Here is a 15,916-nt window from a genome sequence, read left to right as displayed (position 1 = left end):
GGCAATCTGCTCCAGCGATGCCACCTTGCCGGTGCCGATCGCCCAGACGGGCTCATAAGCAATGACGTACTCGCTGTCGTTCACCTCGGACAGGATGGCCAGCTGGCTGAAAATCACATCCAGGTACTGCCCGGACTCGCGTTCGCCCAGGGTTTCTCCCACACACAGCACCGGCACCAGGCCCGCAGCCATGGCGTTGTTCATCTTGGAGAGCAAGGCCGGATTGGCCTCGCCAAAATACTGGCGGCGCTCGGAATGTCCAACCAGTGTATAGCGGCAGCCGACGTCACTGAGCATGGCGGCAGACACCTCACCGGTGAAGGCGCCGTCAGCGGCAAAGCTGCTGACATCCTGCGCCGACAATTGCAGAGCCTGACCGGCAAGCTGCGCGCCCAGCGCTGCCAGATAGACAGCTGGTGCCGCAACACCCACCCAGGGCTGATTGCATACCGGATCGGCCAGCAAGGCCGCAACCAGGGATTGTGCGCTTTGCGCGCGGGTGTTCATCTTCCAGTTGCCGATGATCAGCTTGCCTGCCATGTCGCTTGCCTCCGTATTTGAGCTGCGGATTATATCCCCACTCGCGGTGGCGTCAAAACATACCATACGGCTTTTCGACGACTTGTAATATTTCTGAAAACTTGGGGGGATAGGATGCGCCTCAACACTTAGCACGCCCTTACCCTAATACTCAGGAGCAAGCATGAAACAGTCTGTACGTCTGGTCGCTTCGCTGGCCTTGTCCGCCGGCTTTGTTGCTGGCGCAGCCATGGCAGCCGACATCACCGGCGCCGGCGCTACTTTCCCCTATCCCTTGTACGCTAAGTGGGCCACTTCCTACAAGGCAACGACCAGCAACAACATGAACTACCAGTCCATCGGCTCTGGTGGCGGCATCAAGCAAATCCAGTCCAAGACTGTTGATTTCGGTGCTTCCGACATGCCCTTGAAGGCTGAAGAGCTGGAGAAATCCGGCCTGACCCAGTTCCCGACCGTGATCGGTGGTGTTGTACCGGTGATCAATGTACCCGGTATCGCCGCAGGTCAGGTGAAGTTTACCGGCCCGTTGCTGGCTGATATCTTCCTGGGCAAGGTTGCCAAGTGGAATGACCCGGCCATCGCCAGCCTGAACCCGGGCGTCAAGCTGCCGGATCAGAAGATCACCGTGGTACGTCGTTCCGACGGTTCCGGTACCAGCTTCATCTTCACCAACTACCTGTCCAAGGTTTCCAGCGAATGGTCCAGCAAGGTTGGTTCCAACACCGCCGTGAACTGGCCGACCGGTGTGGGTGGCAAGGGTAATGAAGGCGTAGCCAACTATGTAACCCGCATCAAGGGTGCCATCGGTTATGTTGAATATGCCTACGCCAAGCAAAACAAACTGACTTACGGTCAACTGAAGAATGAATCCGGCAACTTTGTTGCTCCGGACGAAAAGACCTTCAAGGCTGCCGCAGCGAATGCAGACTGGAAAAAGGCTCCTGGTTTCTACCTGATCCTTACCAATCAGCCGGGCAAGGATAGCTGGCCGATTTCCGGTGCCACTTTCATCCTGATGCACAAGAAGCAGGACAAACCGGCACAGGGCACCGAAGTACTGAAGTTCTTCGACTGGGCTTACAAGAATGGCGACAAGACCGCACTGGATCTGGACTACATCCCGATGCCGGATAGCGTGAAGACCGTGATTCGTACCAGCTGGAAGCAGATTACCGACGCTAGCGGCAAGCCGGTCTTTAATTGATAACAATCTGGCTACAACGAATGAGCGTGCTTGTTGTGCACCTTTCAGATAGTTGTAGCCGCAAGGCCGGGGCTTACCACCCCGGCTTTTTGTCTGAGACGCGACCGAGTATCCCTCATGGAAAAGTTCAGCAATAACCAGCAAATGCAGCGGCAACTGCTGCTAGACAATCTGTTCAGAATAGCCACGCGCTGCTTTGCCTTTCTGGTACTGGCCTTGCTGGTGGGCATTCTGATCTCCCTGATCATTGGTGCCATGCCCAGCCTGAGCAAGTTTGGCTGGGGTTTCCTGACCGATAGCGACTGGGATCCGGTAGCACAGAAATTCGGTGCACTGGTGCCGGTGTTCGGCACGCTGGCCACCTCTTTCATTGCCTTGCTGATTGGCGTGCCGGTCAGCTTCGGTATTGCGGTATTCCTGACCGAGCTGTGTCCGAATGTACTCAAGCGTCCGCTGGGTATTGCCGTCGAGCTGCTGGCAGGCATTCCGTCCATCATTTACGGCATGTGGGGCCTGTTTGTGTTTGCCCCGATGTTTGCCGACCATATCCAGCCGATGCTGATTGACAACCTGGGTGACATTCCGTTGATCGGTCTGTTGTTCCAGGGTGCGCCGATGGGCATCGGTGTATTTACTGCCGGCCTGATCCTGGCCGTGATGGTGATTCCGTTCATCGCATCCGTGATGCGTGATGTGTTTGAAGTGGTGCCCACCATGCTCAAGGAATCTGCCTACGGCCTGGGTTCCACCACCTGGGAAGTCGTACGCTACGTGGTTCTGCCTTACACCAAGACCGGTGTGGTGGGCGGCATCATGCTGGGCCTTGGCCGTGCACTGGGTGAAACCATGGCGGTGACCTTCGTCATCGGCAACTCTTCCCGTTTTGCCGTCGGCCTGTTCGAACCGGGTCAGTCGATTTCTTCCGCACTGGCCAATGAATTTGCCGAAGCCACCGGAGAATTCCATATGGCTTCCCTGATCGAGCTGGGCTTGATCCTGTTTTTCATCACCTTCGTCGTACTGGCCTGTGCCAAACTCCTGTTACTGCGCCTGCAGAAACAGGAAGGCAAGGCATCCTGACAAGGCGCCAACACCATGACCAACAGTACCATCAGCGAATCCGTGAAACTGCAGGGTCGCAGCGAAAGCAGCAGCACCATGAATACTTCGATCTATCGTCGCCGTCGCCTGGTGAATGCCTTCAACATGGGGGCCTCCACCCTTACCATGGCCTTTGGCCTGTTCTGGTTGCTGTGGATTCTGTTCACACTGCTGCAGCACGGCCTGTCCGGCCTGAACCTGCAGGCATTCACGCAGAGCACGCCGCCACCAGGCAGCCAGGGGGGCCTCGCCAATGCCATTTACGGCAGCCTGATGATGACCTTTTTTGGCACCGTGATCGGCACCCCGGTCGGGATTATGGCCGGCATCTATCTGGCTGAGTTCGGTCAGCGCGGCTGGCTGGCACCCGCCACCCGCTTCATCAACGACATTCTGCTGTCAGCTCCTTCCATCGTGATCGGCCTGTTTGTTTATGAAGTTTACGTGGTGAGCGTGGGACATTTTTCCGGCTGGGCCGGTGCTCTGGCCCTGGCCCTGCTGGTGATCCCAGTGGTAGTGCGCACCACCGAAAACATGCTGCGCCTGGTCCCCAACACCCTGCGCGAAGCGGCCGCAGCCCTGGGTACGCCGCAATGGAAAATCACCCTGTATGTGACACTGCGCTCGGCCAAGGCCGGGGTGCTGACCGGCATCTTGCTGGCGGTGGCACGGATTTCTGGTGAAACCGCGCCGCTGCTGTTTACTGCCCTGAACAACCAGTTCTTCAACAACAACATGAACCAGCCGATGGCCAACCTGCCCATCGTGATTTTCCAGTTCGCCATGAGCCCGTACGAAGACTGGCACACCCTGGCCTGGACTGGTGCTTTGCTGATTACCCTGAGCGTGCTGACGCTTAATATCCTTGCCCGCTGGATGGGCAGCCAGAAAACCCAATCGCATTAAGGCATGACGACAATGGCTGATAACAACGTCAAGCTTCAGGTCAAGAATCTGAACTTCTTTTACGGTAATTTCCACGCATTGAAGAACATCAATCTGGAGATTGCACCGCGCATGGTCACTGCCTTCATCGGCCCCTCCGGCTGTGGCAAATCCACCCTGCTGCGCACTTTCAACCGCATGTACGAGCTGTATCCGGGCCTGCGTTCTGAAGGCGAAATCCTGCTGGACGGGCATAACATCCTGGGCCGCGATGTGGATATCAACCTCTTGCGCGCCAAGGTGGGCATGGTGTTCCAGAAGCCGACGCCGTTCCCGATGTCCATCTACGACAACATTACCTTCGGGGTGAAGTTGTACGAAAAACTGGCCAAGACCGAGATGGACGACCGCGTGGAATGGGCCTTGCGCAAGGCTGCGCTGTGGGATGAGGTAAAGGACAAGCTGAAGCAATCCGGCAACTCGCTGTCCGGTGGCCAGCAGCAGCGTCTGTGCATTGCCCGCGCCGTGGCATCCCGTCCGGAAGTGCTGCTGCTGGATGAACCGACGTCGGCACTGGACCCGATTTCCACTGCCCACATCGAAGAACTCATTCATGAACTGAAAGAGGACTACACCATCGCCATTGTGACCCACAATATGCAGCAGGCGGCGCGGGTTTCCGATTTCACCGCCTACATGTATCTGGGTGAACTGGTGGAGTTTGGCGAGACCGACAATATCTTCACCGCGCCCAAACAAAAGGCCACCGAGGATTACATCACCGGCAAGTTCGGCTGATCCGCCATTCACAGCCCCCGCAACTGGTTTATCCAGGGCGGGGGCTTTTGCATTCCGCCCCATTTTGCCCGCCATTATTCCAGATGATTTTGGCTTGGGACGCCTGAAAAAACCGGCGAAAACAGACACCTGTCAAGCAAGCTGTCAGTTGCGCAGCGGGAAAACGACAAGCCTGTTTTTTTTTGGTTCATTTACTTGACGCACGAAGGTCTGGACACAACAATCCCGGCTTTCCTTAACACGATTTTCATGATCATGCTGGACCTCTTTGCAGGGCTGGACACCCATGTGGCCATTACCCTGATCTTGTCGCTGGGCTTTGTCCTGGCCTTCGAGTTCATCAACGGTTTCCACGACACGGCCAACGCTGTTGCCACCGTCATTTACACTCAATCGATGAAGCCACGCCTGGCGGTATTTGCCTCCGGTGTTTTCAACTTTCTGGGTGTTCTGACCGGGGGTCTGGCGGTTGCCTATGCCATTGTTCACTTGCTGCCGGTTGATTTGCTGGTATCGGTCAATACCGCCCGTGGCATGGCCATGGTGTTTGCTTTGCTGACTGCTGCCATTGCCTGGAATCTGGGTACCTGGTATTTCGGTTTGCCAGCTTCCAGCTCGCACACCCTGATCGGCGCCATCCTCGGCGTTGGCCTGGCCAATTGCCTGATCAACGGCACCCCGCTGTCGCAGGGCGTGAACTGGGGCAAGGCCATCGATGTGGGTTTGTCGCTGTTGTGCTCGCCGCTGGTCGGTGCACTGCTGTCCGGTCTGCTAGTGATTGCACTGCGCCGCTCCCGCCCGCAAAGCAATATGCACAAGACACCCTTCCAGCGTCAGCAAGTGGAAGGCCGCAAGCATCCACCGTTCTGGATGCGCTTCATGCTGATTGTCAGCTCCATGGGTGTAAGCTTCTCGCACGGTTCCAATGACGGCCAGAAGGGTGTCGGCCTGATCATGCTGGTTCTCATTGGCATTGTCCCGGCCAAATACGTGCTGAATCTGGACAGTACCCCTTACCAGATCGAACGCACCCGTGACGCGGCCCTGCATTTGCAGCAGTTCTACAATCGTCACCAGACCGCACTGGACGCCATGTTCAAGCCATCGGCCACTGGTAGCAATGTGCATGACTGTCGCCCGCGTGACACTCTGCACACTGCCGACAACCTGATTACTGCATTGGGCGATGGCAGCACCTATCGCAACCTGCCGGATAGCAAACGCTGGGATGTACGTACCGACCTGCTGTGTCTGGATGATGCAGCCAAGAAGGCCGGCTCGCTGCCTAACCTGAGTGCGGATGACAAGCAGCTGCTGAGCAATCTGCGCAAGGACCTGACCGTTACCACCGAATACGCGCCCACCTGGGTGATCATTGCCGTGGCGCTGGCGCTGGGCGGTGGCACCATGATTGGCTGGCGTCGCGTGGTGAAGACTGTCGGCGAAGGCATTGGCAAGAAGGACATGACCTACGCTCAGGGCATGTCGGCCCAGCTGACTGCGGCGGTCTCCATTGGTCTGGCCAGTCAGTTTGGCCTGCCGGTTTCCACCACCCATGTTTTGTCCAGCGGCGTGGCGGGCACCATGGTGGCTGACAAGGCCGGCCTGCAATGGTCGACCGTACGCTCCATCCTGCTGGCCTGGTTGTTTACCATGCCGGTTGCCATGCTGCTGTCGGGCAGCCTGTACTACCTGGCCAGCAACTGGCTCAAGTAAGCCCTGTTGCTGCGACATTGCCTGAAAAGCCGCCCGTGGGCGGCTTTTTCTATGATGGGCATCATGATCTGAAGAGTTTGATCATGATCAAACAGCAAACAAAACACCATTGATTCGTTATTTAATTATTTGCTAATATTATTTCGCTTCATCATGGTTTCTCCTTTGTTGTTTGCAGCAATCCCTTGACGCCTCATTCCAGTCGGAATGGGGCGCTTTTTTTGGCTGATTGCAGGAAAAACAGCAATCCGGGGGACGTCAGGCCTTGAGGTATTGCTCACGTCCGGACAGCCAGCGTTCCAGATGCGCCTCTGCCGCTTCCGGCCAGCGTTGCAGTACTTCTGGCGCCAGCTCACGGGCAGCTTCCAGCAGCTCGATATCTTCTTCCAGGTTGGCAAAGCGCAACATTGGCACACCGCTTTGCCGTGCGCCGAGAAACTCACCCGGCCCCCGTATCAGCAAATCCTGCCGGGCAATCTCGAAGCCATCCACATTCTCGTAAATCACTTTCAGGCGCGCCTTGGCCAGCTCTGACAGCGGATTCTCAAACAGCAACATGCAGACACTGCGTGCGCTACCGCGCCCAACCCGGCCACGCAGCTGGTGCAATTGCGACAAACCCATGCGCTCGGCGTGTTCAATCACCATCAGGCTGGCATTGGGTACATCCACGCCAACTTCGATGACAGTGGTAGCCACCAGTACATGCAGCTCCCGGCTGGTAAAGGCAGCCATCACGGCGGCTTTTTCGTCCGGCTTCATGCGGCCATGCACCAGACCCACTTTCCACTGTGCCAGCTGGGCGGCCAGTACCCGATGGGTATCCACCGCTGTTTGCAACTGCAAGGTTTCCGACTCTTCGATCAAGGGACATACCCAGTACACCTGCTGGCCTTCGCTACAAGTCTTGTGGACATAGTCGATTACCTCTTCGCGCCGGCTGCTGTTGATCAGCTTGGTGACGATGGGGGTGCGGCCCGGTGGCAATTCATCAATGACGGACACGTCCAGATCGGCATAGAAACTCATGGCCAAAGTACGCGGTATCGGCGTGGCCGACATCATCAGCTGATGGGGTTCCTGCCCCTTTTGCTTGAGTGCCAGCCGCTGCCCGACACCAAAGCGGTGTTGCTCGTCCACAATGACCAGCCCCAGCCGGGAAAAGCTGACACCATCCTGAAACAAGGCATGGGTGCCAACTGCCAGTTGGGCTTCGCCATTCGCCATCTGCAGCAGCGACTGTTCTTTCTGCTTTTTGCGCTGACTGCCGGATAACCAACATACGGTCAGTCCCAGCGGCTCCAGCCAGCCGGACAACTTGCGGTAATGCTGCTCTGCCAGGATTTCGGTGGGTGCCATCAATGCCACCTGAAAACCGGCCTCAATGGCAGTCAGGGCTGCCAGAGCGGCCACCACCGTCTTGCCGCTGCCCACATCCCCCTGCAGCAAACGATGCATGGGGTGCGACTGCGCCAGGTCGGCATCGATTTCAGCCAGTACTTTTTGCTGTGCACGGGTCAGCGCAAAGGGCAGCGTGGCAAACAGGGCCTGGCGCAGCTGGCCATTGCCTCGGATGGCGGCTGCCTGCCCTTGCCGGCGGGCGCGATAGGCCAGCCGCATGGAAAGCTGCTGCGCCATCAATTCGTCAAATTTGAGTCGCTGCCATGCCGGCAGGCTTGGCTCGGACAGCTGGCTGGCACTGTATTCCGGCGGCGGAGAATGCAAGAGCTGCACGGCATCGGCGAAGCTTTGCAGGCCCAGCCGGGCCATCACCGGCTCTGGCAAGGTTTCCGGCAGCGGCAAGGCCTTGAGCTCATGGCGGATAAGCTTGCGCAGCATGGGCTGGGTGACGCCGTTTACCGTGGGATAGACCGGTGTGAGGCTTTCCGCCAGCGGGCTGCCTTCGACCACTTCGCGGGTTTTGGGGTGTACCATCTCGTCGCCATGAAAGCCACGACGGATTTCGCCCATGGCGCGAATCAACACACCATCGGCAAATTGTTTGAGCTGGCTGGGATAAAAATGGATGAAGCGCAATACCAGCACACCGCTGGCATCCTCCAGGCGCACCATCAACTGCTTGCGCGGGCGGAACTGCACTTCATGACTGATGACCCGTCCTTCCACCAGTACTGGCTGCCCATACGGAGCAGCGCCAATCGGATAGAGATGGGTTTCGTCTTCGTAACGCAATGGCAGGTGCAAGACCAGATCGAGGCGACGGCGCAGGCCGAGCTTGTCCAGCTTCTTGGCCAGAGCGGGTGCCACATTCAGTGGCTGGTTGGCGAGGTCGTTGGCATGGGTCATCGACAGCGATTGTAACCAAAAAACAGGGCGGCGCACCGCCCTGGCACGCCGCCCTGCCCTGTCCTTGCTACAGAATGCTTACTGACGTTCCCACACCTGGGTACGGCCCAGCAGCGAAACGCCCAGGAAACCGCGTACCTCAAGCTTCTTGCCGCCATCCACCAGTTTCATCTTGGCGCTGTATACCTTGCCATTGTGCGGGTCCAGAATCTTGCCGTTGGCCCAGGTATCGCCATCCTTCTTCAAGCCCCACAGAATGGTCATGCCGTTGACCGGCTTGCCCTTGCGCTCGCCATCACACGCTTCGCACACCACATCCGGATTCTGGAACAACTTGACGATCTTGCCGGACAATTCGCCATTGGCACCTTCGGCGATCTGCACCACAGCCTTGGCCTGCTTGGTGTCGTCGTCGATGGTTTTCCAGCTGCCAATCGGGCTGTCTGCCAGCGCAGCGTGTGACAGCGCCATGAATCCCACCGCCGCGACAGCGACTTTCCACAATGTGCTCATGATGTTTTTCCTCGTGTTGTTTGTCTTATTGAAACGCTAGTTTGAAGCTTGGACTCTAGGATGCCAAGGGCTTGGTCAACCGTCAAGCATGGCTCCGGCTCACAAGACAAATTCGCCACGCGCCAATGGAATGACGCTACCGCCGACATAAATACGACGCTGCTCATCCACCGTCAAGTGCAACACATTGGGGCGTTGCAGCACTGCCCCCTGCTCCACACGCCATTGCACAGGATAGGTCTGATGCAGGCTGCACCAGCCACCCAGATTGGCGCAGGCCGAGCCGGTACCCGGGTCTTCCAGCACAGCGCCGTCCTGCTCGTAAAACAGGCGCACTGTAGCGAGGTTGTTGGACACGTGCCACAAGTAGGCTACGCAGCGGCCAGGGTACAGGCAGGCATCCCGGACAAACAGGGCCGGGTCTGGCCGGGCGGCCAGTACGGCCTCTGCGCTGGCAACACGTATCAACAATTGCTCGCTGCCGGTATCCAGCCAGCTGGGAGGGGCTGCAATGGCGGAAACAGGCAGACGCAGCATGGCAGCGGCACCTTCGATGTCCAGCGCGGCAGCGCGCTCCCTGGCAGGATTGGCCTGCAAGATGAATTGCCCGTCCTGATGCCGGATCGGGATCACCCCTGCATTGGTTTCCAGCGCAAAGCTCTCGCCCAATTGCCGCTGGTGATACAGCACGGCTGCCGCTCCCAGAGTGGGATGCCCGGCAAACGGCAGTTCGTGGGCTGGCGTAAAAATGCGCAAGCGGGCATCGGCCTGGGTTGAAGGCAGGACGAATACCGACTCAGACAGATTCATCTGCCGGGCCAGTGCCTGCATGGTTGCATCCGACAGCGCTTGCGCAGCGGTAAACACTGCCAGCGGATTACCGCCAAACATGGTTTCGGCAAATACATTGACGATTTCGAACGGTAAACCGGACATGGATCTCTCCCATCAGCTTGAACAACGGGCATCCTGCAAGGCTTGTTGCAGCTTGGCAAGCTGGCGCTGGAAACGCTTTGTTTGCTTGGCAGAACGGCTGTGCAACAGGTTTTGCTGCACACGCTGCTCGCTGGTCTGCAATCTGTCACATGCCTTGGCTGATGCCAGCCTGCTTGAGGCCGGAGGCTGAACACGCTTTGGCTTGCTGCGCTCCTCAGTCACCATCACTACGCGGCCATGAATCTGGTAATACTCCCTGGTGATCAGACTGAAGCTGCCCTGCTGCATCAACTGGGCCTGGTGATCAGCCGGACAGGGATGGTCCTGATACTGGATTTGTCTTTGTGGCCCCAGACACTTGAAAACCTGGGCCGACACGGGCAATGCACACAACAGCAAAGCCAGATAGCCATGACACATCATGCGTCACCTCCTGCAAGGACCGTGGAGTGGAATGGAGATGAAACGGGATTTTCCTGGCCATGGCTGCCGGACCAACTGGCAGTTGCCCTCAATGCAAACAGGCGACCGAAGTCGCCTGTTGTGTTCACTGCCCTGGCATTGATCAGCCCAGGAACAGTACGGCTTCGGCTTCAACCTGCACACCCTTGGGCAGGCTGGCCACGCCAACGGCGGCACGAGCAGGGTAAGGCTGGCTGAAGTACTGGCCCATGATTTCGTTGAAAGTAGCGAAATTGGACAGGTCGGTCAGGTAGGCATTGAGCTTGACGATCTGGTCCAGGCTGCCACCGGCAGCTTCGCACACGGCTTTCAGGTTCTTGAACACCTGGTGGGTTTCGGCCGCGAAACCACCTTCCACCACGGTCATGGTAGCCGGGTCCAGCGGAATCTGGCCGGACAGGTAAACGGTGTTGCCAGCCTTCACGGCCTGCGAGTAAGCACCGATGGCGGCCGGAGCGTGTTCGGTATGGATGATTTCTTTGGTCATTTACTGGTCTCCATCCCTGAGAAACAGGGTTAACAGGTCATTGAGAAAACGTTGCCCCTGCAAAGTGGGGCGAATGGTGGTGGCATCCTGCTCCAGCAATCCTTGCTGGATGGCCTGCTGCAATTCATTCCGGATACAGGATACAGGCAAACCGGTACGCTCGGTGAACAGGCGCGTTTCAAAGCCGCCGGTCAGGCGCAACAGATTCATCATGAATTCAAAGGGCAGCTCGTCGCGCGCCACCTTGCGGCTGCTTTGCACCGGCTGGCCGTCGGCCACTGCCTGGATATAGGCCGCAGGTTGCTTGTGGCGCATTTCCCGCACGATGCCCTCGTGGCTGCTGATCTTGCCGTGCGCGCCGGCACCAATGCCCAGATAATCACCAAACTGCCAGTAATTGACGTTATGGCGGCTGCGCTTGCCGGGCCGGGCGAAGGCCGAGGTTTCGTAATGTTCGAAACCGGCAGCGGCCAGTCGCGCTTCGATGGCATCCTGCATGTCCGCCGACACTTCGTCATCCGGCAGGTTTTGCGGCGTGCGTACAGCGTACAGCGTGTTGGGCTCGATGGTGAGGTGATAAGCCGACAAGTGAGTGATGCCATGCGACAAGGCGGTGTCGATATCCTGCAATGCCTGTTCCAGCGTCTGGCCGGGCAAGGCGTACATCAGGTCGAGATTGACGTTGTCGAAGCTGGACAGCGCAATGTCGATGGCGCGGCGTGCTTCATCGCCATCATGAATCCGCCCCAGCACTTGCAGATGCTGCGGATTGAAACTCTGAATGCCGATGGACAGGCGGTTGATGCCGGCCTCACGGTAGCCGCGGAATTTTTCCGCCTCGAAGGTGCCGGGGTTGGCTTCCATGGTGATTTCCGCCTCCGGCGACAGCCGCAGCCGGGCGCGAATGCCCGCCAGCAGGGTGTCCATGGCCTGCGCCGAAAACAGGCTGGGCGTACCGCCGCCCATGAAAATGGTGCTGACGCTGCGGCCCCAGATGGCGGGCAGGCTGTATTCCAGATCGCGCAGCAGGGTTTCCACATAGGCCATTTCATCGAAACCACCGCTGGCAACGCCAGCTTGCGGGTTCCATTGCACGGTCTGGCCGCTACCGCTTTTCAGCTCGTGCGAGTTGAAATCGCAGTACGGGCATTTGCGCACGCACCAGGGGAAATGGATATACAGCGACAGCGGCGGCAGTTCACGCAGGCCGCCTTTCAGCCCGGACAGATCAATCACGCTCATGCCAGCTCACGCAGTTTGCCCAGCATGTCCTGCATGGCCTTGCCGCGATGGCTGACGCGGTTCTTGTCCTCGGCCGCCAGTTGGGCCACGGTGCAGCCGAATTCCGGCAGGTAGAAGTAGGGGTCGTAACCGAAGCCACCCTCGCCTGCTGCAGTATCCTGCACTTCGCCCAGCCACATGCCGTCGGCCACCAGCGGTTGCGGGTCGTCGGCATGGCGTACCAGTACCAGCACGCAGTAATACCAGGCGCGGCGATTGTCCTTGCCTTGCAGCTTTTCGATCAGCTTGGCGTTATTGCGCTCGTCCGACTTGGGCTCGCCGGCATAGCGCGCCGACAACACACCGGGCTTGCCGCCCAGCGCTTCCACGCAGATGCCGGAATCATCCGCCAGCGCCGGCAGACCGGTGACATGACTGGCATGACGGGCCTTTTCCAGCGCATTTTCCAGAAAGGTGTAATGCGGCTCCGGGCATTCCGGCACATTGAGTTGCCCTTGCGGGATGACGGTGACACCCAACGGTGCCAGCAGGGCGGAAAATTCACGCAGCTTGCCAGCGTTATTGCTGGCGAGAACCAGTTTGTCGAACATGTGGATTCATCCTGTTGCGTACAGAGCAGAACAGCAGGGTAAGCGGCCAACCATGCCGCGTCCACCCTGCTGTCAGCACGGATTATTCGGTGTCGGACACGCGGGACGGCATGGCCGCCAATGCCTGCAACAGCAGGCCTTCGTCGGCACCATCCAAGAGCTTGGCATCGGACAGCATGCGCCGCCACTGGCGTGCACCCGGCATGCCCTGGAACAGGCCCAGTATATGGCGGGCAATATTACGCAGCTTGTGGCCCTCGGCCAGACGGGCACGGATATACGGCAGCATGGCATCCACCACCTGCTGGCGGGTCACCGCGCTGCTGTCATCACCATAGAAAGCGGCATCCCACTCCGCCATCAGCCAGGGGTTGTGATAGGCCTCGCGCCCCACCATCACACCATCGACATGGCGCAGGTGTTCGGCGATTTCGGCATTGGTTTTTACCCCGCCATTGATAAGGATTTCCAGCTCCGGTCTTTCCTGTTTCAGCCGGTAGACGTAGTCATATTTCAGCGGCGGGATTTCGCGGTTTTCCTTGGGGCTCAGACCCTTGAGGATGGCATTGCGCGCATGCACGATAAAGGTGGTGCAGCCGGCGGCAGCCACCTGGTCGACAAAACCGGCCAGGTAGTCGTAATGCTCGATCTGGTCGATACCGATGCGGTGCTTGACGGTGACATCGATGTCCACCACATCACGCATGGCCTTGACGCAGTCGGCCACCAGTTGCGGCTCGGCCATCAGGCAGGCACCAAACGCCCCCTTTTGCACCCGCTCGGACGGACAGCCGACGTTAAGGTTCACCTCGTCATAACCCCACTGCTGCGCCAACCGCGCGCACTGCGCCAGCTCGGACGGCTCGGAGCCACCCAGTTGCAGGGCCACCGGGTGTTCGGCTTCGTCAAAGCGCAAATGCCGCTCCACATCGCCATACAGCAGCGCACCAGTGGTGACCATTTCGGTATACAGCCAGGTGTGACGGCTGATTTGCCGGGCAAAGTAGCGGTAGTGGCGGTCGGTCCAGTCCAGCATCGGGGCGACAGACAGACGGCGTGAGGGCAAAACGGGCTTGGTGGCGTTCATCGTGGTCAGGGCTAGTGGGCCCGGCCTTGCAGGCCAGGGTGCATCAGAGGGCAGCGGCTGCTGACATGCTGCAAAAACAGAGACTTAACAGGGCGCACATTATCCGGCGCGCTCTGGTGCAGGGTCAAGCCTCGTCATGGTCAAAGCAGGCGGACAAAGAAAAACCTCCGCGACAGGCGGGCTGCCAGCGGAGGTTTGATCTGATGTGAGCAGGACTCAGAGCATCCAGCCGATATGGGCCGGTACCTGGCCATCCACCGCCATCATCACCGACAGTGCGGTGACGGTGATGATGGAGAAGAAGAACACCTGACGCGCCCAAACGCGGTCGTCAGTGCTTTCCTTGTAACCGGACAGCGCCATCTTCAGCCACCACAGGCTGGTGGCACAGGCCACGGCCAGGTAGCCATAACCGGCATAGCCGTAGAACACCAACAGCAAGGTGGCAACGGCAAAGGCCAGGATGTACAGCACGATCTGTTGCTTGGCCTCGGAAATGCCCTTCACCACCGGCAGCACCGGAATCTTCGCCGCTTCGTAGTCCTTGAAGCGGAAGATGGCGATGGCGTAGGAATGCGGCATCTGCCACAGGCAGAACATCAGCAGCAGGATGGCAGCACCGCTGTCAAAGCGGCCGCTGGCGGCACAGTAGCCCGCCACCGGCGGTACTGCGCCGGACAGGCTGCCCACCAGGGTGCCATATACCGACTTGCGCTTCATGTACAGGCTGTACACGCCAACATAGATCACGAAGCCAAACGCAGCACAGGCCAGCGCCAGCATGTTGGTCCAGATGGCCAGCGTGGCAAAGCCGGCAACACCCAGCACAAAACCATGTGCCAGCGCTGCCTTGAGGCTCATGTCGCCGGTCACCAGCACCCGTTTCTGGGTGCGGGCCATACGTGCGTCGATATCGCGGTCGATGCAGTTGTTGATGGCACAGCCGGAGGCCACCACCAGCGACAACCCGGCCACCGTGGCCAGCAGCAGGGTCCAGTCCAGCCTACCCTGCGATGCCAGCAAGAAACCACCCACGGTGGAGATGAGGTTGCCGAAGATGATGCCCGGCTTGGTCACCTGCAAATAGCGCTTGAGTTTCATCACGTCCCGGCTCAGCGCAACATCAGTGCATCGGCGGTGGAGATGATCCACACCGACAGCCCAACCAGCATCACGATGATCATCGCGGTGAACAGGAAGGAGAAGCTGTTGAGCTTGCCTTCCTTGGTGAAGTTCAGATGCAGGAAGTACTTGAGGTGCACGATGATCTGCACCACGGCGAAGCCGAAGATGCCGATAACGGTGGCCTGTTTGGTGAAGTTGCCGCTCATCACCATCCAGAACGGAATGGCAGTGAGAATGACAGCCAGCACGAAACCGGTGAGGTAGCTTTTTACGCTGCCGTGGTCGGCGGCGTGTTCATGAGCCTGACTCATTACATGGCTCCTTTCAGGTACACGACGGTAAACACGCAGATCCACACGATGTCCAGGAAGTGCCAGAACAGGCTGAGGCAGCTCAGGCGGGTCATGGCGCGGCCGGTCAGGCCGGTCTTGGCCACTTCGAACATCATCACCGCCATCCACAGCAGGCCGGCGGTCACGTGCAGGCCGTGCAGGCCAACCAGGCCGAAGAAAGAGGACAGGAAGGCGCTGACATTCGGGCCATGGCCTTCGGCGATCAGGTGGTGAAACTCGTTCACTTCCATGCCGATGAACACGGCACCGCAGGCAAAGGTAACGGCCAGCCAGCCCAGCACGGCCGACTTGTTGCCCTTGTAACCGGCAATCATGGCAAAACCGTAGGTGATGGAGGACAGCAGCAGGGCTGCGGTTTCACCCATCACATAAGGCAGCTCGAAGATTTCCTTGCCCGAAACACCGGTGGCGATGTTGCGATACAGCACTGCATAAGCCGCAAAAGCCGTGGCGAACAGAATGCAGTCGGTCATCAGATAGAACCAGAAGCCCAGCACGGTCTGCGAACCGCTGTCGTGGTGCTCGTGGTCATCATGCGCGTCGTGCGCGTGTTCTACATAAGTACTCATC

At 58.6% G+C, this 15,916-nt stretch carries 17 protein-coding genes; 5 read left to right on the top strand and 12 right to left on the bottom strand.

Annotation, left to right across the window (positions count from 1 at the left end):
- The coding region (gene tpiA, locus JHD62_RS08145; RefSeq protein ID WP_199102471.1) for a triose-phosphate isomerase at positions 1-540 on the bottom strand (540 nt) is incomplete at its 3' end.
- Positions 541-703: 163 nt separating this feature from the next.
- Between tpiA and pstS the strand changes: the two genes are divergently transcribed.
- From pstS to JHD62_RS08120, 5 genes are all read left to right on the top strand, one after another.
- Positions 704-1,744, top strand: a complete 1,041-nt coding sequence (gene pstS / locus JHD62_RS08140) for a phosphate ABC transporter substrate-binding protein PstS (protein WP_045847654.1) — start codon at positions 704-706, stop codon at positions 1,742-1,744.
- A 117-nt stretch (positions 1,745-1,861) separates the two neighbouring features.
- Positions 1,862-2,824, top strand: a complete 963-nt coding sequence (gene pstC / locus JHD62_RS08135; RefSeq protein ID WP_045847655.1) for a phosphate ABC transporter permease subunit PstC — start codon at positions 1,862-1,864, stop codon at positions 2,822-2,824.
- A 15-nt stretch (positions 2,825-2,839) separates the two neighbouring features.
- Entirely contained in the window at positions 2,840-3,751 is a 912-nt protein-coding gene (pstA, locus tag JHD62_RS08130) for a phosphate ABC transporter permease PstA (protein ID WP_199102470.1), read from the top strand.
- A gap of 12 nt (positions 3,752-3,763) precedes the next feature.
- Positions 3,764-4,528 (top strand): phosphate ABC transporter ATP-binding protein PstB, encoded by a 765-nt coding sequence (pstB, locus tag JHD62_RS08125; RefSeq protein WP_045847657.1) that lies wholly within the window; start codon positions 3,764-3,766, stop codon positions 4,526-4,528.
- Between the two features lie 255 nt (positions 4,529-4,783).
- A complete protein-coding gene (locus tag JHD62_RS08120) occupies positions 4,784-6,244 on the top strand; it encodes an inorganic phosphate transporter (RefSeq protein WP_199102469.1) in 1,461 nt (486 codons plus the stop codon).
- Positions 6,245-6,502: 258 nt separating this feature from the next.
- Here the strand turns inward: JHD62_RS08120 and recG are convergent, their stop codons facing one another.
- The 11 genes from recG to cyoC form a co-directional block, all read right to left on the bottom strand.
- Positions 6,503-8,551, bottom strand: coding sequence for an ATP-dependent DNA helicase RecG (recG, locus tag JHD62_RS08115; RefSeq protein WP_199102468.1), 2,049 nt, complete (start codon positions 8,549-8,551; stop codon positions 6,503-6,505).
- Positions 8,552-8,629: 78 nt separating this feature from the next.
- The gene (locus JHD62_RS08110; protein WP_233160753.1) at positions 8,630-9,064 is read right to left on the bottom strand and encodes a DUF2147 domain-containing protein; all 435 of its coding nucleotides are present in this window, start codon (positions 9,062-9,064) and stop codon (positions 8,630-8,632) included.
- A 99-nt stretch (positions 9,065-9,163) separates the two neighbouring features.
- Positions 9,164-10,000, bottom strand: coding sequence for a PhzF family phenazine biosynthesis protein (locus JHD62_RS08105; protein WP_199102467.1), 837 nt, complete (start codon positions 9,998-10,000; stop codon positions 9,164-9,166).
- 12 nt (positions 10,001-10,012) lie between these two features.
- Entirely contained in the window at positions 10,013-10,423 is a 411-nt protein-coding gene (locus JHD62_RS08100; RefSeq protein WP_199102466.1) for a DUF4124 domain-containing protein, read from the bottom strand.
- Positions 10,424-10,565: 142 nt separating this feature from the next.
- Positions 10,566-10,949, bottom strand: a complete 384-nt coding sequence (locus tag JHD62_RS08095) for a RidA family protein (protein ID WP_045847662.1) — start codon at positions 10,947-10,949, stop codon at positions 10,566-10,568.
- Positions 10,950-12,191, bottom strand: coding sequence for a radical SAM family heme chaperone HemW (hemW, locus tag JHD62_RS08090; RefSeq protein WP_199102465.1), 1,242 nt, complete (start codon positions 12,189-12,191; stop codon positions 10,950-10,952). It abuts the gene before it with no gap.
- A complete protein-coding gene (rdgB, locus tag JHD62_RS08085) occupies positions 12,188-12,781 on the bottom strand; it encodes an RdgB/HAM1 family non-canonical purine NTP pyrophosphatase (RefSeq protein WP_199102464.1) in 594 nt (197 codons plus the stop codon). The genes hemW and rdgB overlap by 4 nt, the downstream gene beginning before the upstream one ends.
- 82 nt (positions 12,782-12,863) lie before the next feature.
- Positions 12,864-13,868: a tRNA dihydrouridine(20/20a) synthase DusA gene (dusA, locus tag JHD62_RS08080; protein ID WP_199102463.1), complete on the bottom strand. Its 1,005-nt coding sequence runs from the start codon at positions 13,866-13,868 to the stop codon at positions 12,864-12,866.
- 216 nt (positions 13,869-14,084) lie between these two features.
- Positions 14,085-14,969: a heme o synthase gene (cyoE, locus tag JHD62_RS08075; protein ID WP_199102472.1), complete on the bottom strand. Its 885-nt coding sequence runs from the start codon at positions 14,967-14,969 to the stop codon at positions 14,085-14,087.
- 11 nt (positions 14,970-14,980) lie between these two features.
- Positions 14,981-15,304: a cytochrome o ubiquinol oxidase subunit IV gene (gene cyoD / locus JHD62_RS08070; RefSeq protein WP_178971189.1), complete on the bottom strand. Its 324-nt coding sequence runs from the start codon at positions 15,302-15,304 to the stop codon at positions 14,981-14,983.
- Positions 15,304-15,915 (bottom strand): cytochrome o ubiquinol oxidase subunit III, encoded by a 612-nt coding sequence (cyoC, locus tag JHD62_RS08065; RefSeq protein ID WP_199102462.1) that lies wholly within the window; start codon positions 15,913-15,915, stop codon positions 15,304-15,306. Before cyoC ends, cyoD begins: the two co-directional genes overlap by 1 nt.
- Between the last annotated feature and the right edge of the window lies 1 nt (position 15,916).

It is taken from the genome of Aquitalea sp. ASV11 (assembly GCF_016429185.1).
Classification (GTDB): domain Bacteria; phylum Pseudomonadota; class Gammaproteobacteria; order Burkholderiales; family Chromobacteriaceae; genus Aquitalea; species Aquitalea pelogenes.
Note: the sequence above shows the minus strand (reverse complement) of the source record. Positions and strands in the feature narration are given on the sequence as shown.

What these genes read in the sequence shown, in the direction of transcription:
- pstC (WP_045847655.1), top strand. Translation starts at nt 1,862, where the DNA reads ATGGAAAAGTTCAGCAATAACCAGCAAATGCAGCGGCAACTGCTGCTA.
- recG (WP_199102468.1), bottom strand. Translation starts at nt 8,551, where the DNA reads ATGACCCATGCCAACGACCTCGCCAACCAGCCACTGAATGTGGCACCC.
- JHD62_RS08110 (WP_233160753.1), bottom strand. Translation starts at nt 9,064, where the DNA reads ATGAGCACATTGTGGAAAGTCGCTGTCGCGGCGGTGGGATTCATGGCG.
- rdgB (WP_199102464.1), bottom strand. Translation starts at nt 12,781, where the DNA reads ATGTTCGACAAACTGGTTCTCGCCAGCAATAACGCTGGCAAGCTGCGT.
- pstS (WP_045847654.1), top strand. Translation starts at nt 704, where the DNA reads ATGAAACAGTCTGTACGTCTGGTCGCTTCGCTGGCCTTGTCCGCCGGC.
- dusA (WP_199102463.1), bottom strand. Translation starts at nt 13,868, where the DNA reads ATGAACGCCACCAAGCCCGTTTTGCCCTCACGCCGTCTGTCTGTCGCC.
- pstB (WP_045847657.1), top strand. Translation starts at nt 3,764, where the DNA reads ATGGCTGATAACAACGTCAAGCTTCAGGTCAAGAATCTGAACTTCTTT.
- JHD62_RS08100 (WP_199102466.1), bottom strand. Translation starts at nt 10,423, where the DNA reads ATGATGTGTCATGGCTATCTGGCTTTGCTGTTGTGTGCATTGCCCGTG.
- JHD62_RS08105 (WP_199102467.1), bottom strand. Translation starts at nt 10,000, where the DNA reads ATGTCCGGTTTACCGTTCGAAATCGTCAATGTATTTGCCGAAACCATG.
- cyoD (WP_178971189.1), bottom strand. Translation starts at nt 15,304, where the DNA reads ATGAGTCAGGCTCATGAACACGCCGCCGACCACGGCAGCGTAAAAAGC.
- cyoC (WP_199102462.1), bottom strand. Translation starts at nt 15,915, where the DNA reads ATGAGTACTTATGTAGAACACGCGCACGACGCGCATGATGACCACGAG.
- cyoE (WP_199102472.1), bottom strand. Translation starts at nt 14,969, where the DNA reads ATGAAACTCAAGCGCTATTTGCAGGTGACCAAGCCGGGCATCATCTTC.
- JHD62_RS08095 (WP_045847662.1), bottom strand. Translation starts at nt 10,949, where the DNA reads ATGACCAAAGAAATCATCCATACCGAACACGCTCCGGCCGCCATCGGT.
- hemW (WP_199102465.1), bottom strand. Translation starts at nt 12,191, where the DNA reads ATGAGCGTGATTGATCTGTCCGGGCTGAAAGGCGGCCTGCGTGAACTG.
- pstA (WP_199102470.1), top strand. Translation starts at nt 2,840, where the DNA reads ATGACCAACAGTACCATCAGCGAATCCGTGAAACTGCAGGGTCGCAGC.
- JHD62_RS08120 (WP_199102469.1), top strand. Translation starts at nt 4,784, where the DNA reads ATGCTGGACCTCTTTGCAGGGCTGGACACCCATGTGGCCATTACCCTG.